This window comes from Streptomyces sp. NPDC002181, from assembly GCF_042890485.1.
In the GTDB taxonomy this organism is placed as follows: Bacteria; Actinomycetota; Actinomycetes; order Streptomycetales; family Streptomycetaceae; genus Streptomyces.
In genome coordinates, this window is the sequence record NZ_JBIASC010000009.1 from 147127 (window position 1) to 170881 (window position 23755).

The 23755-nt window shown below is 72.4% G+C and carries 17 protein-coding genes; 6 read left to right on the plus strand and 11 right to left on the minus strand.

The genetic code is table 11. From position 1 onward, the window contains the following. The first annotated feature begins 6 nt into the window (after positions 1 to 6). Positions 7 to 777 (plus strand): SDR family NAD(P)-dependent oxidoreductase, encoded by a 771-nt coding sequence (locus ACFYXV_RS22470; protein ID WP_389383846.1) that lies wholly within the window; start codon positions 7 to 9, stop codon positions 775 to 777. A 3-nt stretch (positions 778 to 780) separates the two neighbouring features. On the opposite strand, the gene ACFYXV_RS22475 is transcribed toward ACFYXV_RS22470, so the two are convergent. The 7 genes from ACFYXV_RS22475 to ACFYXV_RS22505 form a co-directional block, all read right to left on the minus strand. Then, positions 781 to 1299, minus strand: coding sequence for a DUF4240 domain-containing protein (locus ACFYXV_RS22475; RefSeq protein WP_383343877.1), 519 nt, complete (start codon positions 1297 to 1299; stop codon positions 781 to 783). A gap of 120 nt (positions 1300 to 1419) precedes the next feature. Beyond that, positions 1420 to 4101, minus strand: coding sequence for a pyruvate dehydrogenase (acetyl-transferring), homodimeric type (aceE, locus tag ACFYXV_RS22480; protein ID WP_389383847.1), 2682 nt, complete (start codon positions 4099 to 4101; stop codon positions 1420 to 1422). A 220-nt stretch (positions 4102 to 4321) separates the two neighbouring features. Beyond that, positions 4322 to 4945: a GntR family transcriptional regulator gene (locus ACFYXV_RS22485; RefSeq protein ID WP_030156168.1), complete on the minus strand. Its 624-nt coding sequence runs from the start codon at positions 4943 to 4945 to the stop codon at positions 4322 to 4324. 108 nt (positions 4946 to 5053) lie between these two features. After that, positions 5054 to 6403 carry an esterase/lipase family protein gene (locus ACFYXV_RS22490; RefSeq protein WP_385477301.1) on the minus strand — a complete coding sequence of 450 codons (1350 nt, stop codon included), beginning with the start codon at positions 6401 to 6403 and terminating at the stop codon, positions 5054 to 5056. A gap of 115 nt (positions 6404 to 6518) precedes the next feature. After that, positions 6519 to 8300 (minus strand): 2-oxoglutarate dehydrogenase, E2 component, dihydrolipoamide succinyltransferase, encoded by a 1782-nt coding sequence (sucB, locus tag ACFYXV_RS22495; protein WP_389383848.1) that lies wholly within the window; start codon positions 8298 to 8300, stop codon positions 6519 to 6521. 57 nt (positions 8301 to 8357) lie between these two features. Continuing rightward, entirely contained in the window at positions 8358 to 9746 is a 1389-nt protein-coding gene (lpdA, locus tag ACFYXV_RS22500; protein ID WP_030863427.1) for a dihydrolipoyl dehydrogenase, read from the minus strand. Positions 9747 to 10057: 311 nt separating this feature from the next. After that, complete coding sequence (locus ACFYXV_RS22505; RefSeq protein ID WP_385475642.1) at positions 10058 to 11599, minus strand: leucyl aminopeptidase; 1542 nt, start codon at positions 11597 to 11599, stop codon at positions 10058 to 10060. A gap of 346 nt (positions 11600 to 11945) precedes the next feature. Between ACFYXV_RS22505 and ACFYXV_RS22510 the strand changes: the two genes are divergently transcribed. The 5 genes from ACFYXV_RS22510 (at position 11946) to ACFYXV_RS22530 (ending at position 18666) form a co-directional block, all read left to right on the plus strand. Continuing rightward, positions 11946 to 13973 carry a hypothetical protein gene (locus ACFYXV_RS22510; RefSeq protein ID WP_389383849.1) on the plus strand — a complete coding sequence of 676 codons (2028 nt, stop codon included), beginning with the start codon at positions 11946 to 11948 and terminating at the stop codon, positions 13971 to 13973. 106 nt (positions 13974 to 14079) lie between these two features. Beyond that, a complete protein-coding gene (gene pelF / locus ACFYXV_RS22515) occupies positions 14080 to 15594 on the plus strand; it encodes a GT4 family glycosyltransferase PelF (protein ID WP_385475646.1) in 1515 nt (504 codons plus the stop codon). Then, on the plus strand, positions 15591 to 17129 hold the full coding sequence (locus ACFYXV_RS22520) for a hypothetical protein (protein ID WP_385475648.1): 1539 nt from the start codon (positions 15591 to 15593) through the stop codon (positions 17127 to 17129). The genes pelF and ACFYXV_RS22520 overlap by 4 nt, the downstream gene beginning before the upstream one ends. A gap of 50 nt (positions 17130 to 17179) precedes the next feature. Beyond that, entirely contained in the window at positions 17180 to 17827 is a 648-nt protein-coding gene (locus ACFYXV_RS22525) for a spherulation-specific family 4 protein (RefSeq protein WP_389383850.1), read from the plus strand. Then, positions 17824 to 18666 carry an endo alpha-1,4 polygalactosaminidase gene (locus ACFYXV_RS22530; RefSeq protein WP_389383851.1) on the plus strand — a complete coding sequence of 281 codons (843 nt, stop codon included), beginning with the start codon at positions 17824 to 17826 and terminating at the stop codon, positions 18664 to 18666. The genes ACFYXV_RS22525 and ACFYXV_RS22530 overlap by 4 nt, the downstream gene beginning before the upstream one ends. 3 nt (positions 18667 to 18669) lie before the next feature. On the opposite strand, the gene ACFYXV_RS22535 is transcribed toward ACFYXV_RS22530, so the two are convergent. The 4 genes from ACFYXV_RS22535 to cobT all read right to left on the minus strand — a co-directional run bounded on the left by ACFYXV_RS22535 (position 18670) and on the right by cobT (position 23703). Then, positions 18670 to 19842, minus strand: coding sequence for a sensor histidine kinase (locus tag ACFYXV_RS22535; RefSeq protein ID WP_389383892.1), 1173 nt, complete (start codon positions 19840 to 19842; stop codon positions 18670 to 18672). An 85-nt stretch (positions 19843 to 19927) separates the two neighbouring features. Next, on the minus strand, positions 19928 to 20662 hold the full coding sequence (locus ACFYXV_RS22540; protein WP_383343907.1) for a hypothetical protein: 735 nt from the start codon (positions 20660 to 20662) through the stop codon (positions 19928 to 19930). Further along, a complete protein-coding gene (locus tag ACFYXV_RS22545) occupies positions 20659 to 22557 on the minus strand; it encodes a phosphatidylglycerol lysyltransferase domain-containing protein (RefSeq protein WP_385475657.1) in 1899 nt (632 codons plus the stop codon). Before ACFYXV_RS22545 ends, ACFYXV_RS22540 begins: the two co-directional genes overlap by 4 nt. A gap of 36 nt (positions 22558 to 22593) precedes the next feature. Next, positions 22594 to 23703 (minus strand): nicotinate-nucleotide--dimethylbenzimidazole phosphoribosyltransferase, encoded by a 1110-nt coding sequence (gene cobT / locus ACFYXV_RS22550; protein ID WP_385475659.1) that lies wholly within the window; start codon positions 23701 to 23703, stop codon positions 22594 to 22596. Positions 23704 to 23755: the final 52 nt, after the last annotated feature.

Consider the following 23755-nt stretch of genomic DNA (forward strand, 5'->3'; position numbering starts at 1 on the left):
CGGCCCATGAACCGTTACGAAGGACGTCGCGTCCTCATCACCGGCGGCGGCTCCGGCATCGGCCGGGCCTCCGTCCACCGCATCCTCGCCGAGGGCGGCCGCGTGCACACCGTGGACGTCAACGAAGAGGGGCTCAAGGGCACCGCGGAGCAGGCCGCCGCCGACGGGCACGCGGACCGCCTCACCACCGCCGTCCTCGACATATCCGACGAGGCGGCCGTCCAGAGCGGTGTCGCCGCCGCCGTCCGGAGCCTCGGCGGGCTCGACGTGCTCGTCAACGCCGCCGGCATCCTGCGTTCCGCGCACACCCACCAGACCACGCTCGACTTCTGGAACAGGGTCATCGCGGTCAACCTGACCGGCACGTTCCTCGTGATCCGCGAGTCCCTCCCGGCGCTGCTGGAGGGCGACCAGCCGGTCGTCGTGAACTTCAGCTCCACCTCGGCGTCCTTCGCCCACCCCTACATGTCCGCGTACGCGGCCAGCAAGGGCGGCATCCAGTCCATGACCCACGCCCTGGCCGCCGAGTACAGCAAGCAGGGCCTGCGCTTCGTCGCCGTCGCTCCCGGCTCCATCGAGAGCGGCATGACCACGGGCAACGGCCCGGGCCTGCCCGAGGACACCGACTGGAGCCTGTTCGCCAAGCTGGCCCCGGCCCTCGGCCAGGGCTTCGCCGGCCCGCAGACGGTCGCCGGCGTCGTCGCCATGCTGGGCTCCGAGGACGGCGCCTTCATCACCGGTACGGAGATCCGCATCGACGGCGGCACGCACTACTAGTCACTAGGCGCGAAAACGGTCCCAGAGCCGGGGGAAGCGCTCCGCGAGCACGGCTTCGTTCTCGAAGTCCAGCGGAGTGCCCTCCGGCTCGGCGGCTTGCAGCGGAACGCCCAGATCCGGCGCCACCGCCCCCGTCAGCTGCTCGTACGCCTCGTCGGCCGCGTACCCCAGCTCCTCGCCGTCCCCGTCGATCTCCTCGTCGAACTCGTCCAGGAGCTCCGCGAGCGCGTCCGGATCGTGCACCCCGCCCTCGAACACCTCCCGCCCCTGGCCGATCAGCCAGCAGCGGAAGTAGTCGAACGCGTCGTCGCTCGCCCCGTCGAGCAGCACCCACGCCGCGCCCCAGAGGTCCCACGTGTACGCCCGGTTGTACCGGGACTCGAAGTGCCGGGCGAAGTCCAGGACGGAGTCCGGATCGAGCTGCGCCAGCCGCTCCACGAGCAGCTCGGCGTGTTCCTCGGGGTCGCCCTCGGCGGCCTCGCGGGTACGGTCGACGATCTCCCAGAACTCCGTCTCGTCCATCACCGCTCCAGCATCACGGGTGCGCCCCCTCGCCGCCACTGCTCATACGGCCAAAGGCCGGTGTCCGACCCCCTGAAACGGGGGTCGGACACCGGCCTTTGGACTTGCGGAGTCCCGGCCTCAGAGGCCGTAGCGCTCGCGTGCCTCCTTGATGGCGGACGCCGGAACCTCGCCGCGGCGGGCGAGCTGGGCCAGCGCGGCCACCACGATGGACTGCGCGTCGACGCCGAAGTGGCGGCGGGCGCCCTCGCGGGTGTCGGACAGGCCGAAGCCGTCCGTGCCGAGCGAGGTCCAGTCCTGCTCCACCCACTGGCTGATCTGGTCCGGGACCTGGCGCATCCAGTCGGAGACGGCCAGCACCGGGCTGGTGACGCCCTCCAGCGCACGCGTGACGTACGGGGTGCGGACCTCGCCGCGCAGCAGCGCCTCGTCGCACTCCAGCGCCTCGCGGCGCAGCTCGCCCCAGGAGGTGGCGGACCAGACGTCGGCGGCCACGTTCCAGTCGGCGGCGAGCAGCTGCTGCGCCTCCAGCGCCCAGTGGATCGCCGTACCCGAGGCCATCAGCTGGATCTTCGGGGCGTCGGCGGCCGGGGCGGACTCCAGCGAGGAGGCCTCGTTGAAGCGGTAGAGGCCCTTGAGGATGCCCTCTTCCACGCCCTCCGGCATGGCCGGCTGCACCTTCGGCTCGTTGTAGACCGTCAGGTAGTAGAAGACGTCTTCCGGCTTCTCGCCGTACATGCGGCGCAGGCCGTCCTTGACGATCACCGCGATCTCGTACGCGAAGGCCGGGTCGTAGTTCAGCGACGCCGGGTTCGTGGACGCGATCAGGTGCGAGTGGCCGTCCGCGTGCTGGAGGCCCTCACCGGTCAGGGTCGTACGGCCGGCGGTGGCGCCGACGATGAAGCCCTTGCCGAGCTGGTCGGCGAGCTGCCACATCTGGTCGGCGGTGCGCTGCCAGCCGAACATCGAGTAGAAGATGTAGAACGGGATCATCGGCTCGCCGTGCGTCGCGTACGACGTGCAGGCGGCGATGAAGTCGGCCATGGCGCCGGCCTCGGTGATCCCCTCGTTGAGGATCTGGCCGTCCTTGGCTTCCTTGTAGTACATGAGCTGGTCGCGGTCGACCGGCTCGTACGTCTGGCCCAGCGGCGAGTAGATGCCGGCCGACGGGAAGAGCGACTCCATGCCGAAGGTGCGCGCCTCGTCGGGGACGATCGGCACCCAGCGCTTGCCGGTCTCCTTGTCCCGCATCAGGTCCTTGACGAGCCGGACGAAGGCCATGGTGGTGGCCATCTCCTGCTTGCCGGAGCCCTTGATCAGCGGGGCGAAGGAGCGCTCGGCCGGGGCCGGCAGGGCGACGTGCTTGACCTTGCGGGCCGGGGCCGGGCCGCCGAGGGCCGCGCGGCGCTCGTTCAGGTACCGCACCTCGGGGCTGTTCGCGCCCGGGTGGCCGTACGGGACGACGCCGTCGGCGAAGGCGCTGTCCGGGATCGGGAGTCCGAGCAGGTCGCGCATGCCCTTGAACTCGTCGATCGTCAGCTTCTTCATCTGGTGGTTCGCGTTCTTCGACTCGAACCCGGCGCCCAGCGTGTAGCCCTTGACGGTCTGCGCGAGGATGACCGTCGGCGCGCCCTTGTGCTCCAGGGCGGCCTTGTACGCGGCGTACACCTTGCGGGGCTCGTGGCCGCCGCGGGAGCTGTGGAAGCACTCGGCGATCTTCGCGTCCGACAGCACCCCGGCCAGCTGCACGAGCTCGGCGTTGGCGCCGAAGAAGTGCTGGCGGATGTAGGCCACGTCGCGGGTCGCGTACGTCTGGAACTGCGCGTCGGGCACCTCCCGCAGGCGGCGTACCAGGGCGCCCGTGGTGTCGAGCCGGAACAGCTCGTCCCAGGCGGAGCCCCACAGCGACTTGATGACGTTCCAGCCGGCGCCGCGGAACTGGGCCTCCAGCTCCTGGACCACGCGGAAGTTGGCGCGGACCGGACCGTCGAGGCGCTGCAGGTTGCAGTTGATGACGAAGGTCAGGTTGTCGAGCTGCTCGCGGGAGGCGAGGGCCAGGGCGGCGGTCGACTCGGGCTCGTCCATCTCGCCGTCGCCCAGGAAGGCCCAGACGTGCGAGTTGGCGGTGTCCTTGATGCTCCGGTTCTGCAGGTAGCGGTTGAAGCGCGCCTGGTAGATCGCGGAGAGCGGGCCGAGGCCCATGGAGACCGTCGGGAACTCCCACAGCCACGGCAGGCGCCGCGGGTGCGGGTAGGACGGCAGGCCGTTGCCGCCGGACTCCTGGCGGAAGTTGTCGAGCTGCTGCTCGGAGACGCGCCCGTCGAGGAAGGCGCGGGCGTAGATGCCGGGGGAGGCGTGGCCCTGGATGTAGAGCTGGTCGCCCGATCCGTCGGCCTCCTTCCCGCGGAAGAAGTGCTGGAAGCCGGTCTCGTAGAGCCAGGCCGCCGAGGCGAAGGTGGCGATGTGGCCGCCGACGCCGTACTTGGAGCCGCGGGTCACCATGGCGGCCGCGTTCCAGCGGTTCCATGCGGTGATCTTGGCTTCCATCTCCTCGTCACCCGGGAACTCGGGCTCGGCGGAGGTGGGGATGGTGTTGACGTAGTCCGTCTCCAGCAGCTTCGGCAGGGCGAGGCCCGCGGCCTCGGCGTGCTGGAGGGTGCGGCGGAGCAGGTATTCGGCGCGGCGCGTACCGGCGGCCTTGGCGACGGCGTCCAGGGAGGCCGCCCATTCGGCGGTCTCCTCGGTGTCGCGGTCCGGGAGCTGGTCGAGCTCGCTCGGAAGCTTTCCTACGGGGTCGGACATCGGTGTGCGCCGCCTTCCGGACAAAGGAGAGGTGGTGAAAAATCCCTGACGGGCAGGACAGGGTCGATGGGCCCGGTTGGGGTCCGTCGACGACTGTAAATCGCTGATCGATGATCGATCAAATGAATGTGACACTGAAATGGCCATCCGGCCAAAAGTCGGCACCCGGTGCCATCGAATCAGGCACCCGGTGCCGGGCAAACCGGGACAGATCAACCCGTCAGGCGCGGGGCGCGCACCCCAGGACATGCCGCTTCACGAGCACTCCGATGTCCGGATCCTGACTGCGGAACGCCTCCACGAGGGCCGCGTGCTCCTCCGCGTACGACTTCTGGACGGTCCCCAGCCAGCGGATCGACAGCGCCGTGAAGACCTCGATGCCCAGGCTCTCCCAGGTGTGCAGCAGCACGCTGTTCCCGGCCGCCCGCACCAGCTCCCGGTGGAACCCGACGGTGTGCCGCACCTGCGCCGTCCCGTCCTCGGTCCGGTCGGCCTCCCACAGCGCCGCCACGTGCGGCTCCAGCGCCGAGCAGTCCGCCGCCAGCCGGGGCGCGGCCAGCTCGGCCGCGATCTGCTCCAGACCGGCCCGGACCGGGTAGATCTCCTCCAGGTCGGCCGCCGACAGGTTCCGTACGCGCACGCCCTTGTTCGGCGCCGACTCGATCAGCCGCAGCGTCTCCAGCTCGCGCAGGGCCTCGCGCACGGGCGTCTGGCTGACCTCCAGCTCGACCGCGATCCGGCGCTCGACGATCCGCTCGCCGGGCTTCCAGCGTCCGCTGACGATCCCCTCCACGATGTGCTCGCGGATCTGCTCGCGCAGCGAGTGCACGACGGGTGGGGTGATCATCGGGGCTTCATCTCCTGTGGGGCGCGCATCGCTTCGATGCGTAGACAATACGGCGGAGTGGGCCGCGGGGATGCGTTCCTGGTCAGGGCCGTTGGGTGAGGCTGGTTACAAGGCGCTGCGCCGGATCAGGCTCAGGGCCGTGACCGGTCCCACCGACAGCCGGTACGCGCCCGGTTCGGGCGGCGGGAACGCGGCTCCGTAGCGGCCGCCGCCCAGGCTCCGCAGGGGGCGGCCCACCGGGCGGCCGCCATCGGCGGGGCGCAGCTCCGCCACGGGCGGCCGCGCGTCGTCGGGGGCCGTGACCGCCACCTCGTACGGGACTCCCGCGGGCAGTACGGCGGGTACGCGTACGCCGAGGCGGGCGGCCGGGTCCGCGAACCTTCCGGCGTCCGGGGGGAGCGCGAGCACGTCGCCTGCGGGGAGGACCGGTTCCTCGCCCAAGAGGCCGAGCAGGGCCGCCCGTACGGCCTTGTTGTTCTGGAGCGAGCCGTGCTGCTCGTACGCGGCCCACGCCCCGGCGACCGGGCCCGCTGCCGGGCCGGCCCCGCCGGGCAGGGGGACCGTGCCGTCGCCGTCGCCCTCGGAAACGAGGGTCAGACGGTCGCCGGCCCACCGCGCGGTCACCGCCGTGGGCTGGCCCGTGCCGGCGATCGCGTACAGGCCGGCCCGCGACGGTGTGCCGCGCAGGTCGGCGTGGAAGCGGGCCGCGTCCGCGAGCAGCGCCTCGTCCACGCCCGGCAGCGCCGGCAGATCACGGACGTGCGCGAGCCCCTCCGGCCCCTCCACGCAGGCGTAATCGGGGGCCAGCTGGTGCAGGGACGGCAGGCTGCGGGCGAAGGCGCCCAGCTCCGGGTCCCTGCGGCCCCCGCCGTCCACCAGGTCGGCCAGGGCCCGCAGGGACCCCTGGTGCGGGGTGCCCAGGGTGATCACGCGGCGGGTGACCTCGTGCCCGCCGAGGCGCTCCGCGTAGTGCCGGGCCACCAGCCCGCCCATCCCGTGGCAGAGGAAGACCACCCGGGCCTCGCGGCGCTCGGGGGCCGAGGCCCGCCAGCGCTCCAGCTCCAGGTCGATCCGGCCCTTCAGCCGCTCCGCGCCGTGGCGGCAGGACAGCCGCCAGTCGTACGGGAACGTGAGGAGGTTGTCCGATACCGACAGGGTGAAATGGCGTTCCAGCCAGCGCAGCAGGTCCGTGTAGCCGTCCACCGGGTGCCAGATGCCCGGCAGGGCGTGCAGATCGGGCATCAGGCCGACGGGGACGACCCCGTCGCCCGGGTCGCCGTCGCCGGTGTCCTTCGGCAGGCGCAGGGCGCCCGCGGAGCCGCCGAAACCCCGCAGGCCGCGTAAGAGGGCCGGGCCGGACAGGTCCCAGAGCGCTCTGCCCTCGGCGTCGGCCAGCCGGCTGCCCAGGATCCCGGGCAGTACCACGACCAGATCCGTCACCTGTGCCCGTGCCATACGCAGCCCCCCGAGATGTCACACATGGACCCACCAGGGTAAAACGAAGGCGCCCCCGCCCGAAGTGGTTCCGGGCGGGGGCGCCGTACGTGTCGCCCGCCGATGGGGCCGCGACTCAGAGACCGAGCTCGACCTCGAACTCGCCGGCCTCAAGGATCGCCTTGACGGCCGAGAGGTACCGGGCCGCGTCCGCGCCGTCCACCAGGCGGTGGTCGTAGGACAGGGTCAGGTACGTCATGTCGCGGACGCCGATGACGGTGCCCTCGGGGGTCTCGATGACCATCGGACGCTTGACCGTGGCACCGATGCCCAGGATGGCGACCTGGTTCGGGGGAACGATCACGGTGTCGAAGAGCGCACCGCGCGAACCGGTGTTGCTGATGGTGAAGGTCGCGCCCGACAGCTCGTCCGGCGTGATCTTGTTGCCGCGGACCTTGCCGGCCAGGTCGGCCGTGGCCTTGGAGATGCCCGCCAGGTTGAGGTCACCGGCACCCTTGATGACCGGGGTCATCAGGCCCTTCTCGGAGTCCACGGCGATGCCGATGTTCTCCGAGTCGAAGTAGGTGATGGTGCCCTCGTCGTCGTTGATCCGGGCGTTGACGACCGCGTGGGCCTTCAGCGCCTGGGCGGCGGCCTTGACGAAGAACGGCATCGGCGAGAGCTTGACGCCCTCGCGGGCCAGGAAGGAGCCCTTGGCCTGCTCGCGGAGCTTCATGATCTTGGTGATGTCCACCTCGACCACGGAGCTGAGCTGGGCCTGCGAGTGCAGCGCCTTCATCATGTTGTCGCCGATGACCTTGCGCATGCGGGTCATCTTGACGGTCTGACCGCGCAGCTCGGACACCGCGGCGGCCGGGGCCTTCGCGGCGGGAGCGGCGGCGGCCGGAGCCGGGGCGGCAGCGGCGGCCTTGGCGGCCTCGGCGGCGGCCAGGACGTCCTGCTTGCGGATACGGCCACCGACACCGGTGCCCGAGACCGAGGACAGGTCCACGCCGGACTCCGAGGCCAGCTTGCGCACCAGCGGGGTCACGTACGCGCCCTCGTCGCCGGCGGAGACCGCGGCGGCGGGGGTGGCGGCCGGAGCCGGGGCGACCGCGGCCGGAGCGGCCACGGGGGCCGGAGCGGCGACGGGGGCGGCCGGGGCGACCGGAGCCGGAGCGGCGACCGGGGCCGGAGCGGCCGGAGCCGGGGCGGCAGCGGCCGGCGCAGCGGCGACCGGAGCCGGAGCGGCGGCGGCCGGGGCAGCCGCGACCGGGGCCGGGGCGGCGGCCGGAGCGGCACCGGCGGCGCCGATGACGGCCAGGACGGCGCCGACCTCGGCGGTCTCGTCCTCGTTGATCCGGATCTCCAGCAGGGTGCCGGAGACCGGAGCGGGGATCTCGGTGTCGACCTTGTCCGTGGAGACCTCGAGCAGCGGCTCGTCGGCCTCGACGGACTCGCCGACCTGCTTCAGCCAGCGGGTGACGGTGCCCTCGGTGACGCTCTCGCCCAGGGCGGGGAGGACGACGTCCGTGCCGGAGGCGGCAGGCGCGGCGGCGGGGGCGGCCGGAGCCTCGGCCACCGGAGCCGGGGCCGCGGGGGCCTCGGCGGCCGGAGCCGGAGCGGCGGCCGGAACCTCGGCGACGACCGTCTCGGCCTCGGCGGCAGCCGGCGCGCCGGAGCCGTCGTCGATGACGGCCAGCTCGGCGCCGACCTCGACGGTCTCGTCCTCGGCGACCTTGATGGACGCCAGGATGCCGGACACGGGGGAGGGGATCTCGGTGTCGACCTTGTCGGTCGAGACTTCGAGCAGCGGCTCGTCGGCCTCGACGCGCTCGCCCTCGGCCTTCAGCCAGCGGGTGACAGTTCCCTCGGTGACGCTCTCGCCGAGCGCCGGAAGGGTTACGGAAACCGACATGGTTTCAGTTGCTCCTTACGAAAGTGCGGAAGTGGTCGTCGCGCCCGTGACTGTGGATTAGTCGTGGGAGTGAAGCGGCTTGCCGGCCAGGGCCAGGTGGGCCTCGCCGAGCGCTTCGTTCTGGGTCGGGTGCGCGTGGATGAGCTGCGCGACCTCGGCCGGCAGGGCTTCCCAGTTGTAGATCAGCTGGGCCTCGCCGACCTGCTCGCCCATCCGGTCACCGACCATGTGGACGCCGACCACGGCACCGTCCTTGACCTGGACGAGCTTGATCTCGCCCGCGGTCTTCAGGATCTTGCTCTTGCCGTTGCCCGCCAGGTTGTACTTCAGGGCCACGACCTTGTCCGCGCCGTAGATCTCCTTGGCCTTGGCCTCGGTGATGCCGACCGAGGCGACCTCGGGGTGGCAGTACGTGACGCGCGGAACACCGTCGTAGTCGATCGGGACGGTCTTCAGACCGGCCAGACGCTCCGCGACGAGGATGCCCTCGGCGAAGCCGACGTGCGCGAGCTGCAGGGTCGGGACGAGGTCGCCGACGGCCGAGATCGTCGGCACGTTCGTCTGCATGTACTCGTCGACCAGGACGTAGCCGCGGTCCATCGCGACGCCCTGCTCCTCGTAGCCCAGGCCCTGGGAGACCGGGCCGCGGCCGACGGCGACCAGCAGCACCTCGGCCTCGAAGGTCTTGCCGTCCGCGAGGGTGACCCGTACGCCGTTCTCGGTGTACTCGGCCTTGTCGAAGAAGGTGCCGAGGTTGAACTTGATGCCGCGCTTGCGGAACGCGCGCTCCAGCAGCTTCGAGCTGTTCTCGTCCTCGACCGGGACGAGGTGCTTGAGGCCCTCGATCACGGTGATGTCGGAGCCGAAGGACTTCCACGCCGAGGCGAACTCGACGCCGATGACGCCGCCGCCCAGGACGATCGCCGACTCGGGGACGCGGTCCAGGACCAGCGCGTGGTCCGAGGAGATGATGCGGTTGCCGTCGATCTGCAGGCCCGGCAGCGACTTCGGCACGGAGCCGGTCGCCAGCAGGACGTGGCGGCCCTGGATGCGCTGGCCGTTCACGTCGACGGAGGTCGGCGAGGAAAGGCGGCCCTCACCCTCGATGTACGTCACCTTGCGGGAGGCGACCAGGCCCTGCAGGCCCTTGTACAGGCCCGAGATGACCTCGTCCTTGTACTTCTGCACACCCGCGATGTCGATGCCCTCGAAGGTGGCCTTCACGCCGAACTGGGCGGCTTCGCGCGCCTGGTCCGCGATCTCGCCCGCGTGGAGCAGGGCCTTCGTGGGGATGCAGCCGTTGTGCAGGCAGGTGCCGCCGAGCTTGTTCTTCTCGATCAGGGCAACGTCCAGACCCAGCTGGGATGCGCGCAGAGCCGCGGCGTAACCGCCACTGCCACCGCCGAGGATCACTAGGTCGAAAACGGTGCTGGCGTCGTTCGCCACGTCACGTCCTCCATGCATGTGCGCCGGGCACCGGTCCTCTGTGACCGGGCGGCGGCTGGTAATCGGCCGCTAGTTGTTCGGCCCTGTGGTGGGGGCCCTGTCCTGCCGAGAACCCATCTTCGCATTTGTCGGGGGAACGCGGGACGCCGGGCCCATGATGTGGCAGGTCGTTCTGCCCGGAGTAGGGGTTACCGGTGCGTAGAAACCTACGGATTTCGTTGTCAGTGAACATGCCTCAAGCCTTGGTCGGGTATCCGACCAAGGCTTGAGGCAGATCACAGTCGGCGCTGCGCGGCCGTGTCAGGGCTGCGTCAGCCCAGGTCGCCGGTGGCCGTGCGCTCGGCCAGCCGCACCAGGGTGCGCACGGCGGAGCCGGTGCCGCCCTTGGGGGTGTAGCCGTAGGGGGCGCCCTCGTGGAAGGCGGGGCCCGCGATGTCGAGGTGCGCCCAGGTGATGCCCTCGCCCACGAACTCCTGGAGGAAGAGGCCGGCCACCAGGCCGCCGCCCATCCGGACACCCATGTTGGCGATGTCGGCGGTGGGGGAGTCCATGGTCTTGCGCAGGTCCTCGGGGAGCGGCATCGGCCAGGAGGCCTCGCCGACCTCCTCGGCGATCTCGTGGATCGAGGTGCGGAAGGCGTCGTCGTTCGCCATGATCCCGAAGGTCCGGTCGCCCAGCGCCAGCACCATCGCGCCGGTCAGGGTGGCGACGTCGACGATCGCGTCCGGGTTCTCCTCGGAGGCCTTGGTCAGGGCGTCGCCCAGGACCAGGCGGCCCTCGGCGTCGGTGTTCAGGACCTCGACGGTCTTGCCGCTGTACATGCGCAGCACGTCGCCGGGCTTGGTGGCCGAGCCCGACGGCATGTTCTCGGCGAGCGCGAGCCAGCCGGTGACGTTGACCGGCAGGCCCAGCTTGGCCACGGCGACGACGGAGGCGAACACGGCGGCGGCGCCGGACATGTCGCACTTCATCGTCTCGTTGTGGCCGGCCGGCTTCAGGGAGATGCCGCCCGAGTCGTAGGTGATGCCCTTGCCGACGAAGGCGAGGTGCTTCTCCGCGTCGGGGTGGGTGTAGGCGATCTTGACCAGGCGCGGCGGGTTCTCGGAGCCCTTGCCGACGCCCATGATGCCGCCGTAGCCGCCCTTGGTGAGCGCCTTCTCGTCCAGGACCTGGACCTTGATCCCGTGCTCCTTGGCGGTCGCGGACGCGACGGCGGCGAAGGCCTCGGGGGTGAGGTCGTTCGGCGGGGTGTTGATCAGGTCGCGGGCGACGTTGACCTCGGTCGCGACGACCGAGGCGCGCTCGGCGGCGGCCTTGTGCTCCTTGTCGCGGGGCTTGGCGCCCAGCAGGACCACCTCGGCGAGCGGCTGCTTCGGGCCGCCGTTCTTCTCGGCCCCCTTGCCGGCCTTCTTCTCGCCGCCCTGGTAGACGGTGAAGGCGTACGCGCCCAGCAGCGCGCCCTCGGCGACGGCGGTGACGGCGGAGGCGTCCTCCAGCGGGAGGGCGAAGGCGGCCTTCTTGCGGCCGTGCAGCGCACGGGCGGCGGCGCCGGCGGCGCGGCGCAGGGCCTCCTCGTCGAACGACTCGTCCTTCTCGGGGACGGAGCCCAGCCCGACCGCCAGCACGACCGGGACCTTCAGGCCGTCCGGCGCCGGCAGCTTGGTGGTCTCGCCTTCGGCGCCCGAGGCACCGAGTGCGTCGAGCACGGCGGCGAGCTTTCCGTCGTACGCCTTGTCCACGGCCTCGGCGCCCGCGGCGACGACCGGGCCCTTGGGGCCCTTCGCCACGCCGACCACGAGGGCGTCGGCGCGCAGCGTCGCCGCGCCGGCAGTGCTGAGAGTCAGAGCAGTCACGGTGGTGAAGTCTCGCTTCCGTTTGTGTTGTGGGCCGAGTGGGTGGCCGGCCATCCGCAGCGATCGTATTCCGGCCCGACGCCCGCCAGAAATGAGCCTACGCGTACGGGCTCGTCCGCACGCCACTCGAAGGTTTGGCAAGTTGTTCGATCAAGACGCCGGGAGATTCACCCATCCGTGGTTTCCGCCCCAGGTTTGCCCCTTCGACCTGACGAGGTCCGTAAGACTCGACCCACTCTCGCAAGGGGACGCGGGGTCCCTTTGCATGATTTCCACAGAGCCTCCTCGGCCCGGCCGACCGCCACAGGGCCGTAGTCGAGTGATGCCTGCGGGGGGAAAGGCCGAAATGGTCAACAAGAACCGGATGAACAGGGCTGCCACCGCGATGGGGGTGGCAGCGCTGATCTCCGTGGCACTGCCCGCCGCGACCGCGCACGCGGCCGTGACACCGCGCATCGACCTGAAGGTGCTCGTCGTCGACGACGGCGGCAGCTCGGTCGACGCCATCACCGCGGAGCTCCGGGACACCGGAGTCCCGTACACCCGCGTCCTCCTGGGCAGCGCGGGCCGCCCGGTGATCAACGCCGGGTTCCTCGCCGACACCGTCGACGGCCGGCCGCGCGCCAAGTACCAGGGCGTCGTGCTGCCGAACGAGAACCCGTTCGGCGAGGGCTCGGCCGAGATGGCCGCGCTCAGCGCGTACGAGACGACGTACGGCATCCGCCAGGTCGACGCGTACACCTGGGCCCACCCGGGCGTCGGACTGGAATACACCGACAACGGCGGCTACAGCGGACAGCTCGACGGCACGCAGGCCGCCGTCACCGCCGCCGGCAAGGCGGGCCCCTTCAACTACCTCGGCGGCCAGGTCGCCTTCGAGGACAACTCCGCCCTGGTCCCCGAGAGCTACGGGTTCATGGGCAAGCCGCGGGCCGGCTACACCAGCTACCTCGACGCACCGGTCGCCGGCGGACGGGCCTCGCTCGTCGGGGAGTACGCCCACGACGGGCGCAGCGAACTGGTCGTCACCTTCGGCTACAACCAGTACCAGCAGCAGTTCCGGCTGCTCGCCCGCGGCATCGTCGACTGGCTCACCCAGGGGATCCACCTCGGCCAGGAGCGCAACTACTTCGCGGTCCACGTCGACGACGTCTTCGCCCCGGACGCCCGCTGGAGCAAGGAGCTCAACTGCACGCCCGGCGACTACGCCTGCCCGGGCGGCGAGGGCAAGGAGAGCACCATCCGGATGTCCGCCGCCGACGCCCAGTACGCGGCGCAGTGGCAGACGAGCAAGAACTTCAAACTCGACCTCCTCTTCAACGCCGGAGCCGGCGAGGAATGGAAGGCCGAGAACGGCGGAACGGACGCCCTCACCGCGCAGCTCGTCGCCGACCGGGCCAAATACCGCTGGATGAACCACACGTACTCGCACCCCTTCCTCGGCTGCGTCCAGAACACCGCCGTCGTCCCGTGGACCTGCACGAAGAACGCGGCGGGCGCCATCAACTGGATGAGCCGGGCCGACATCTCCGCCCAGATCCGCGACAACAACAACTGGGCCGCCGCCAAGGGCATCACCACCGACCGCACCGAGCTCGTCACCGGCGAGCACTCCGGTCTCAAGACCCTGCCGCAGCAGGCCCAGGACAACCCCAACCTGGCGGGCGCCCTCGCCGACAACGGGGTCAAGTGGGCGGGCAGCGACAGCTCGCGCGAGCCGGCGCAGCGCGCCGTCGGCTCCGCCCTGACCGTCCCCCGCTACCCGATGAACGTGTACTACAACACGGGCACCAACGCGGAGATGGCCGACGAGTACAACTGGATCTACACCAGCCGCGCCGCCGGCGGCAGCGGGGTCTGCGAGGACAACCCCGCGACCTCCACCTGCCTCCCGGCGCCGCTCGACACCGCCACCGGCTACCTGAACTACATCGTCCCCGCCGAGGCGCGCACCGCCCTGCGCCACGTCCTGGCCAACGACCCGCGCCCGCACTACGTCCACCAGTCCAACCTCGCCGAGGACCGCACCCTCTACCCGGTGCTCAACCAGGTCCTCGACACCTACCGCACGCTCTACGCGCCCAGCGCCCCGATCGTGAACCAGAGCATGAAGGACACCGGCGTCGAGCTCAGCCGCCGGGCCGCCTGGGACCAGGCCGTCGCCAACAACCAGGTCACCGCCTACCGCATCGGCAAGGACGTCACCGTCAAGGCGCCCTCCGGCGTCGTCGCCCCGGTGACCGCGCCCACCGGCACCAAGAAGCAGATGCTGCTGGGCACCGCCGACTTCGGCACCGCCTACGCGGGAAGCCGCTCGGCGTGGACCTCGCCCGAACTGCTGCAGAGCGCGGTCACGCTCAAGCTGCCCAGCTGACCACCGTCCGGCCGACGACGGCCGGCCCCGACACCCGGCACCACCCAGCGCCGGCGCTCCACTCCACGGGCGCCGGCCCCTTTTCCGTCCTGGGGGGACACAGCACATGAGCCATGGGCGTCACGTCACCATGCTCACCGAAGGCACCTATCCGCACGTCCACGGGGGAGTCAGCACCTGGTGCGACCAGCTGGTACGCGGGATGCCGGAGGTCGACTTCAACGTCATAGCCCTGACCGGATCCGGGCGCGAGCCGGTCACCTGGGAGCTGCCCCGCAACGTCTACCGGCACACCGCCGTCCCGCTCTGGGGACCGGTGCCCGGCCGCGGCCGCCGCTCGGCCCTCCGGGGCAAGGCGCACCGCCGGTTCACGGCGACGTACGAAACCTTCCTGCTCTCGCTGCTCGACCCCGCCCACGGCGGTTTCTCCGAAGCCCTGCACGAACTCGCCGTCCTCGCCCGGGCCGGCCGCCTCGCCGCGGCGCTGCGCTCCGAAACGGTCCTGCGCCTGCTGATGAACGTGTGGACCCGGCCCGGCCTCCCCACCGCCGCCGCCGAGCCCACCATCCACGACGCGCTCACCGCCACCGACCTGATCGAGCACGCGCTGCGGCCGCTCTCCGTACGGATCCCGCCCGACAGCGTCGCGCACGCGGTCAGCAGCGGGCTCGCCACCCTCCCGGCCCTCGCCGCCAAGTACCTCGACAAGGTGCCCTTCCTCCTCACCGAGCACGGCATCTACCTGCGCGAGCGCTACCTCGGCTACCGCACCGCCGCGCAGCGCTGGCCCGTCAAGGCCCTGCTGCTCGGCTTCTACCGGGAGCTCAACACCGAGGGCTACCGGCAGGCCGACCTCATCACCCCGTGCAACCAGTACAACCGCCGCTGGGAGGAGCGCGGCGGCGCCGCCCCCGACCGCATCCGCACGGTCTACAACGGCGTCGACCCGTACGCCTTCCCCGACGCCGGACCCGAACCCGAGGTGCCCACCCTCAGCTGGTGCGGGCGCATCGACCCGATCAAGGACCTCGAAACCCTCATCCGGGCCTACGCGTTCATGCGCGAGGAGCTGCCCACCCTGCGGCTGCGCCTGTTCGGCCCGGTCCCGGCCGGCTGCGAGGGGTACAGGATCCGCCTGGAGGAGCTCGGCGCCGAACTCGGCGTGGCCGACGGGATCTCGTACGAGGGCCGCATCGCGGACGTCGCGCAGGCCTACGCGGCGGGCAGCATCGTCATGCTCTCCAGCATCAGCGAGGGCTTCCCCTTCAGCATCATCGAGGCCATGTCCTGCGGGCGCACCACCGTCTCCACCGACGTCGGCGGGGTGCGCGAAGCGGTCGGCGACACCGGGCTCGTGGTCCCGCCGCGCGAACCGCAGACCATGGCCAGCGCCACCCTCGCCCTGCTCCGCGACCCCGAACGACGCGCCGAACTGGGCCGCCGCTCCCGCAAACGGGTCGTCGAGAAGTTCACCCTCCACCAGTCCGTGGACGGCTTCCGCCACATCTACCGCGAACTCGCCGGCCAGCCCGTCCTGCCGGTCCGCCCGGGCGACGACTGGACGCAGCGCCTCGCCGACCCCTGGTACCGCGAACTCGCGGCCGACGGGAGCCTGTGGTGAGCGGATCCCTCTGGCTGCGCGTCCCCGGCGGGGACACCCTCCCCGCCGTCCCCCGGCCCCGCCGCGGCGAGCCGGGGGACCCCGGCCCGGCCGGCGACCCGATGGAGCAACTCGCCGAACGCCTCGACGGGTTGATCGCGGCGGCCGTCCACCCCGACGAGATCGCCGCCGTCCTCGAATCCGACGGGATGACCGACGAGCACATCCGGCTCACCTACGGGCGCCACGACTCCTTCGGCCTCGCCGAGGAGCTCTACGCCCGGGTGCCCCGCGCCTTTCCGGAACCGGAACACGTCCCCGACCCCTGGAAGGTCTCCCTCACCGCCTGCCTGCTGCGCGGGGTGGTCTTCGCGCTGCCCGGCCTCGCCTACGTCCTGGGCGCCCCCCTGCTGGAGGGCCCCAAGGACCGGCTCGGGCTCCCCGCCGGGACGCTGACCCTGCTCGCCGGGGCGCTCATCGGCTGGGTGTGGGACCAGACCCTGTCCCACCGCGCCTACACCTGGCTGGGCCTCGGCGACCGGGCCGCCGCCGGGCGGACCCTGCTCGTCGGCGCCCCCGTGGGAGCCCTGCTCGGCATCGCCGCCGCGCTGACCGTGCCCGGCGGGCCCCCGTTCAGCTACGCGTTCGCCGCCGGCCAGGCCCTGTACGTCGGCGCCGCCACCGTACTGCTGGTCCTCGGCCGGGAGCGGGTGCTGCTCGCCGCGCTCGGCCCGATGGCCGCGGGCTCGGTGCTCGCGCTCTTCACCGAGGTGCCGGTGCCCGTACGGGTGGGCCTGCTCGTGGCATCGCTGCTGGCCGCCTGCGCCCTCGCCGTGCGGGAGCTGCCGGTGGCCGAGGGCGTACGGGCCGGGGTGCGCCGGATCCGCGGCTGGACCGGACACCGGCCCGGGGAGGGCCCGGTGCGCTGGCGGATGCTGCGGGGCGCGGAGGAGGACTACGGGCCGCGCGGACCCCGGATCGGGGACTCCGTGCCGTACGGGATGTTCGGCCTCGGCACCGGCCTGCTGGTGCTGTACGCCGCCCTGGGGGAGGTGCTCGCCGGGGGGCCCGCCGAGGCCGTCGCCGCCCCCTCGGCGGTGGCGCTCACCCTCAGCATGGGTCCCGCCGAATGGCTCCTCCACCGCTTCCGCAGCGGCAGCCTGTCCGGGCTGCGGGCGGCCCGCTCGACCCGGCAGTTCTGGCTGCGGATGCTCGGGACGCTGGGCCGCTGCCTCGCCGCGTACCTGGCGGTGCTGCTGGCCCTCGGGCTGGCCGGCACCCTGCTGTGGCCGGGAGCCCCCGGGCTGACCGGGATCCGGGCCGCGACCCTGCTGCTGCTCGGCGCCGTGATGTGGACCGGGCTGCTGCTCCAGTCCTTCGGGGCGGTCCGGCCCGCGGCCGTGGTCTGCGCCTCGGCGGCGCTGGCGCAGAGCGTGGCGCTGCTGCTGGGGGTGGGGCAGCCGCGGCTGGTCCAGCTGGTGGTGGCGGGCGCGGCCGCGGCCGCGCTGGGTGCGCTCGTCTGCCTGCTGCTGGGCCGCGCGACGGCCCACCGCTGAGCCGATCACCCCACCCAGACCACCCGACCCCGTACGAGAAGAAGGTCCCGATGCTGCTGGTGCCCCTCTACGAGCACCCCGCCGACCGGCCCGAGGACTGGGAGCGGCTCATCAGCTGCGCCGGCCGGCTCCACTCCGTGGTGCTCAACCCCGCCAGCGGGCCCGGCGAGGCCCCCGACCCGCGGTTCGCCTCCGTGGCGCAGCGGCTGCGCGACGCGGGGGTGCCCGTCCTCGGGTACACCGACACCGACTACGGGCGGCGCCCGCATTCCGCGGTGGTGCAGGACCTGCTGCGCCACCGCGACTGGTACGGAGCCGACGGGGCCTTCCTCGACCAGGCCTCCGCCGAACCGGACCTGCTCGCGCACTACGGGCGGCTCGGGATCGCCGCCCGGGCCGCGGGCGCCCGTACCCTCGTCCTCAACCACGGGGTCCACCCGCACCCCGGCTACGCCGAACTCGCGGATCTGCTGGTCACTTTCGAGGGCCCCTGGGACGCGTACCGGGACGCGTCGGTGCCGGACTGGACGGCCGACCACCCCGCCCAGCGGTTCTGCCACCTCGTGTACGCGGTCCCGCCGGGCGCGCCCGCCGCCGAGCTCGCCCGGCAGCGGGGGGCCGGGGTGCACTGCGCCGTCCCCGGAACCGGCGCACACCCGTGGGGGACCCTCCCGTACGCGCTGGAGGCCGCCGGATGACCCGCCCGCCGCGCGGCGCGGTGCGCGGCGGCCGCGCCCTGCCGCTCGCCGTACTGCTCCTGCTGGCCGCCTGCACCACCCAGGCGCCGGACGAGCCGGACGACGTGTCGCCCGCCCCGGCGCCGGGGGAGCGCTGGCAGCCCGCGCCGGAGGTCAGCTGGCAGTGGCAGCTCACCGGGAAGCTGGACACCTCCGTGAAGGCGGCGGTGTACGACGTCGACGGGTTCACCACCACCAAGGAGCAGGTCGCCGCGCTGGAGAAGGCCGGCCGGCGGACGATCTGCTACCTGTCCACCGGCGCCTGGGAGGAGTTCCGCCCGGACGCCGCGGCCTTCCCGAAGGAGCTGCTCGGCGAGGGCAACGGCTGGGAGGGCGAGCGCTGGCTGGACGTCCGCCGGCTCGCCGAGCTGGAGCCGCTGATGGCGAAGCGCTTCGACATGTGCCGGGAGAAGGGCTTCGACGCGGTGGAGCCGGACAACATGGACGGCTACCGCAACACGACCGGCTTCCCGCTCACCGCCGAGGACCAGCTGGCGTATAACCGGCTGATCGCGAAGCTGGCCCACGACCGGGGCATGGCGGTCGGGCTGAAGAACGACCTCGACCAGATCCCGCAGCTGGTGGGGGACTTCGACTTCGCGGTCAACGAGCAGTGCGCCGAGTACGAGGAGTGCGAGCGGCTCACCCCGTTCATCGCGGCGGGCAAGGCCGTCTTCCACGTGGAGTACGAGGGCCGGATCGGCCAGTGGTGCGGGCAGTCGCAGGAGCTGAGGCTCAGCTCGCTGCAGAAGAAGTACGAACTGGGCGCCTGGCGGCAGTTCTGTCCGCCCGGGAACTGAAGGTCAGGTGACCGGCAGGATGGCGTGCACCCGGTAGCCGCCGCCGAACCGCGGTCCGGCGAAGCAGGAGCCGCCCAGGGCCGTGGCCCGCTCGCGCATGCCGAGCAGCCCGTGGCCGCCGCCCGCCCCCTCGTCCTCCGCGGCCGCCGGGGCCCCGCCGTCGTCCAGCACGGTCACCTCCACCGAGGCGCCGACCCGGACCACGCTGACCTCGGCCCGCACCTCGGGCCCGGCGTGCTTGCGCACGTTCGTCAGCGCCTCCTGGATCACCCGGTACGCCGCCAGGTCCACGGCGGCCGGCAGCACGTCCCGCTCCCCGCCCAGCTCGACCATCACCTTCACCGGCAGCCCGGCGTGCCGGAAGGTGTCCACCAGCTCGTCGAGGACGCCCAGCCCCGGCGCCGGCTCGGTCGGCGCCTCCGGATCACCGGACTGCCGCAGCAGCCCGACCGTGGCCCGCAGCTCGTTCAGCGCCGAGCGGCTCGCGTCCCGTACGTGGGCCAGCGCCTCCTTGGCCTGGTCGGGGCGTTTGTCCATGACGTGCGCGGCCACCCCCGCCTGCACGTTGACCAGGGCGATGTGGTGGGCCACCACGTCGTGCAGGTCACGGGCGATCCGCAGCCGCTCCTCGGCGACCCGGCGGCGGGCCTCCTCCTCGCGGGTCCGCTCGGCCCGCTCCGCCCGCTCCCGTATCGCGCCGATGAAGGCCCGGCGGCTGCGCACGGCGTCGCCGGCGGCCGCGGCCATCCCGGTCCAGGCGAAGATGCCGATGTTCTCCTGGGCGTACCAGGGCGGGGGACCGGCCAGCATGGCCACGCCCGTCAGCCCCGTCATCGTGAGCAGGCCGACCCGCCAGGTGGTGGGCCGGTCGGTGCGGGAGGCCAGCGTGTACAGGGCGATCACCGTGGACATGGCGACGGGCGCCCGGGGTTCGCCGGTGGTCAGCTCCAGCAGGCAGAGCGCGCCGGTCACGGCGAGCACGGCGCGCGTGTGCCGCCGCCGGAACACGAGCGCGGCCGCGCCCAGCACCATCAGCAGCAGGGAGAGCGGCTCGGGGGTGCGGGTCACGAAGGTGGGCCCGTGCGGGCCGTGCGGACCGGCGAAGGAGCCGATGACCATGGCGACGAGCACCCCGAGCGCGACGACGGCATCGGTGGCCAGCGGATGCGACCGCATCCAGTGCCGGGTGGGGGCGAAAGGCCCGAGGTCTGTCGTCACCCCGATACGGTACGGCCTGCCCGCCGCGGAACGGGCGGGCCCGTCAGGTGCCGGGACGCTGCGGGGGCAGCGGGGCCGCCGGGGGAGGGCGCCGGCCGAGGGGGACGCGGGAGCGCTCCGGGCCCCATTTGGCGCGGACCACGCACACCGCCATGACGGCGGCGATGGCCGCGAGGTGCTCCTTGCCGGCCAGGTTGTCCTTGACCAGCACCTCGCCGATCATCACCGCGATCACGATCGCACCGGTCAGGTACGCCCGGTACCGCCAGCACACGTAGATCGCGAGGCCGACCACCGCCGCCGAGGGCCCGGTGTCGTTGACGACGCGGTCGGACAGCGGCAGGCCGAAGGGGTGGTCGGCGCCCAGGGAGAGGCCGATCCGCGCGTACGTGGTCCCGGCGAGGGTGGCGACGTAGCCGATGACCAGCGTGCGCCACCAGCCGATGCAGATCTCCGAGATCCCGAAGACCAGCAGGATCTGGGCGAGCGCCCCCCACACGGGCAGGTCGAGGGCGGGGACGAACAGGGACAGCGGGGTGCGCAGCAGGGCCAGCCACAGCGGGTCGACGGCCTTGACCGACCCGAGGTTCTGGACGGGCTGGAACCCCCAGGACGTGTTCTGGACGATCTGGAAGACCGAGGTCAGGCAGACGGCCCCCAGGGTCATCGGGGCGGCCCGCCACTTGTCACGGACCAGGGCGTCCCGGACGGTCCAGAACAGGGGCCCCCACTCGCGGCGGGCGAACCGCCGCAGGGGGGTGGTCGTCCAAGCCGTCAACGATTGGTCTCCAGATGTTTGCGGTTCAGCCACTTCGGCAGCCCGGGAGCCTCCAGGAAGCCCTCGGCCCGGCCCGCCGCGATACCGATCCGCAGCAGGTCGGAGCTCTTCTCGAAGAGCATGAACCGCGGCTCCCAGATCGGCCGGTATTTGGCGTTGGCCCGGTAGAGGGACTCGATCTGCCACCAGCGGGAGAAGAAGCTCAGCAGCGAGCGCCACATGCGCAGCACCGGACCCGCGCCGAGCTTGGACCCCCGCTCGAAGACGGAACGGAACATCGCGAAGTTGAGCGAGACCTGTGTGACGCCGATCTCCTTGGAGCGTTCGAGGAGTTCGATGACCATGAACTCCATCAGGCCGTTCTCGGAATCACGGTCGCGGCGCATCAGGTCCAGGGACAGGCCCTTGGGGCCCCACGGCACGAAGGAGAGGACGGCGCGCAGATCGCCGTTGCCGTCGGTGCACTCCAGCATCACGCACTGGCCGTCGCCGGGATCGCCCAGTCGGCCCAGCGCCATCGAGAAGCCGCGCTCGGTCGCACCGTCGCGCCAGTCGTCGGCGCGGGTGAGGAGTACGGCCATCTCGTCGGCCGGGATGTCGGCGTGGCGGCGGATGCGGACGGTGTAGCCGGCGCGCTTGACGCGGTTGTAGGCCTGCCGGACGGTCCGCATGGCGCGGCCCTCCAGGGTGAACTCGTCGGTCTCGACGATGGCCTCGTCGCCCAGCTCCAGCGCGTCGAGTCCGTGGCGCGCGTAGATCTGCCCGGCCTCCTCGCTCGCGCCCATGACGGCCGGCACCCAGCCGTGCTCGCGGGCCTCGGCCAGCCAGGGCTCGATGGCGCCGGGCCAGGCCTCGGGGTCGCCGATCGGGTCGCCGGAGGCCAGCGAGACGCCGCCGACGACGCGGTACGTGACGGCCGCCTTGCCGGTGGGGGACCAGATGACGGACTTCTCGCGGCGCAGCGCGAAGTAGCCGAGCGAGTCGCGGTCGCCCTGCTTGGCGAGCAGCGCCCGCAGCTTCTCCTCGTCCTCGGGGGTGAGGGGGTCGACGGCGCGGCGCGAACGGAACGCGGCGAGCAGGACGGCGATCAGGAGCAGCGTCGACATGACGTTGATCACGATGTCCACCCAGCCGGGCGTGGTGATCGCGGCGTAGTCGCGGGCGTTGGGCTCCAGGGTGATCAGCCGCATCACGCCGTACCGCCAGCGGGCCAGGAACGTGGCCTCGGCGGCGTCCGGGTCGGTGTTGGCCGCGCCGACGATCAGCGCGGCGAGCAGCGAGGTGCACAGCAGGCCGACGGCGCCCACGGCGGTGGCCAGCTTGGGGTTGGAGCGGTCGCCCTTGGCGTAGAACTCGCGGCGGCCGAGCACGAGGGCGCCGACGAAGGCCGCGGTCAGGGCGAGCGAGACCCAGTTCTGGGTGTGGTCGCGGAACTCCGGGTAGCAGAGGTTGAAGTCACCGCTGGTGCACGGGGCGAAGGCCGCGGTGGCGAAGGCCAGCAGCAGCATGCCGCTGAGCACCAGGTTCAGGATCCAGGCGGCCCGCTTGCGGCGGCCCATGGTGACCGCGAGCAGCAGCGAGAACATGCCGGACGCGAAACCCGCGGTGAGCAGGTACGGGGTGTAGAAATCGGCGGTGTTGTGCCGGCGCAGGTCCTGGCCGAGCGAAAGCCACACCGCGCTCAGGAAGTTGACGAAGGTGACGGCGCGCAGGTACCAGACCGCGAACGCGGCGCTGCGCCGTGAGCGGGCGGATCCCCGGCCGGTCTCCCGGCCGCCCCCTTCGTCCTTCTTCTCTTCTTTCCTGCTGTTCGTGTCCTTGCCGGATCCCTGCGCTGCCTTGGCAGCTTGTGCGGTCCGGCCGATGTCTGCGCTGGTCAACGCGGCCTCTCCCATGAAACGCGATCATATGGGGCGCCGCCGACCGGCCGCTCAGTCCTGCGGCCCCCGCGGCCCCTGCGGCTCTTCCGGCTCCTGCGACTCCTCCGGCTCCTGCACCGCCCGCTCCGGGAGTTCCGCCGCGAGTGCGGCGGCCGCCTGGACCAGGGGCAGGGCCAGCAATGCCCCGGTTCCCTCTCCCACTGTGACGCCGTGGTCGAGCACGGGGTTGAGCGCCATCCGGTCCAGGGCCTTCGCCTGGCCCGGCTCCCCGCTGGCCTGCCCGGCCAGCCACCAGTCGGGCGCCCGGAACGCCGCGCGCTGGGCCACGAGCCCGCACGCTGCGGAAACGACCCCGTCGAGGATGACCGGCGTACGGCGCACCGCGCACTGGAGCAGGAAGCCAGTGATCGCGGCCACGTCCGCGCCGCCGACCGCCGCGAGCAGGGCGACCTGGTCGCCGAGGACCGGGCGGGCCCGGCGCAGCGCGTCGCGGATCGCCGCGCACTTGCGCATCCAGGTCAGGTCGTCGACGGGCCGCCCGCCGCGTCCGGTGACCACGGAGGCGTCGGTTCCGCACAGGGCCGCGACGAGCGTCGCCGCGACCGTGGTTCCACCGACGCTCAAGTCCCCCAGGATCACGAGGTCGGTGCCCGAGTCGGCCTCCTCGTCGGCGATCCGCATGCCGAGCCGCAGGGCGGCGTCGGCCTCCTCGCGGGTGAGCGCGTCCTCGACGTCGATGCGCCCGCTGCCGCGGCGCACCCGGTGGCGGACCACGTCCTCGGGCAGCAGACCGGGCTCGCAGTCCAGGCCGGCGTCCACGATCCGCACCCCGGCGCCCAGGCGGCCGGCCAGGATCGACACCGGGCTGTTCCCGTCGAGCACCGAGCGCACCAGCTCGTGCGCGCCGCCGGCGGCCCGTGCGGACACCCCCGCGGCGGCGATCCCGTGGTCGGCGGCGAACAGCACGACGCGGGGCCGCTCGATCGGGCGGACGGGCACCCGCCCCTGCGCGGCGGCGAGCCATTCGGCGAGCTCGTCGAGCCGCCCCAGCGCCCCGGCCGGCACGGCCAGCCGCTCACGGCGTTCCTCGGCGTCACGCCGGACGCCCCCGTCGGGGCGCTCGATCAGATCGGAGAAGTCGTCGAGATTAAGCGTGGTCATCTGCCAGAGCGTACAGCGGGTGAGGCCCTCCCCAAGCCCCGTCCCGCGACCT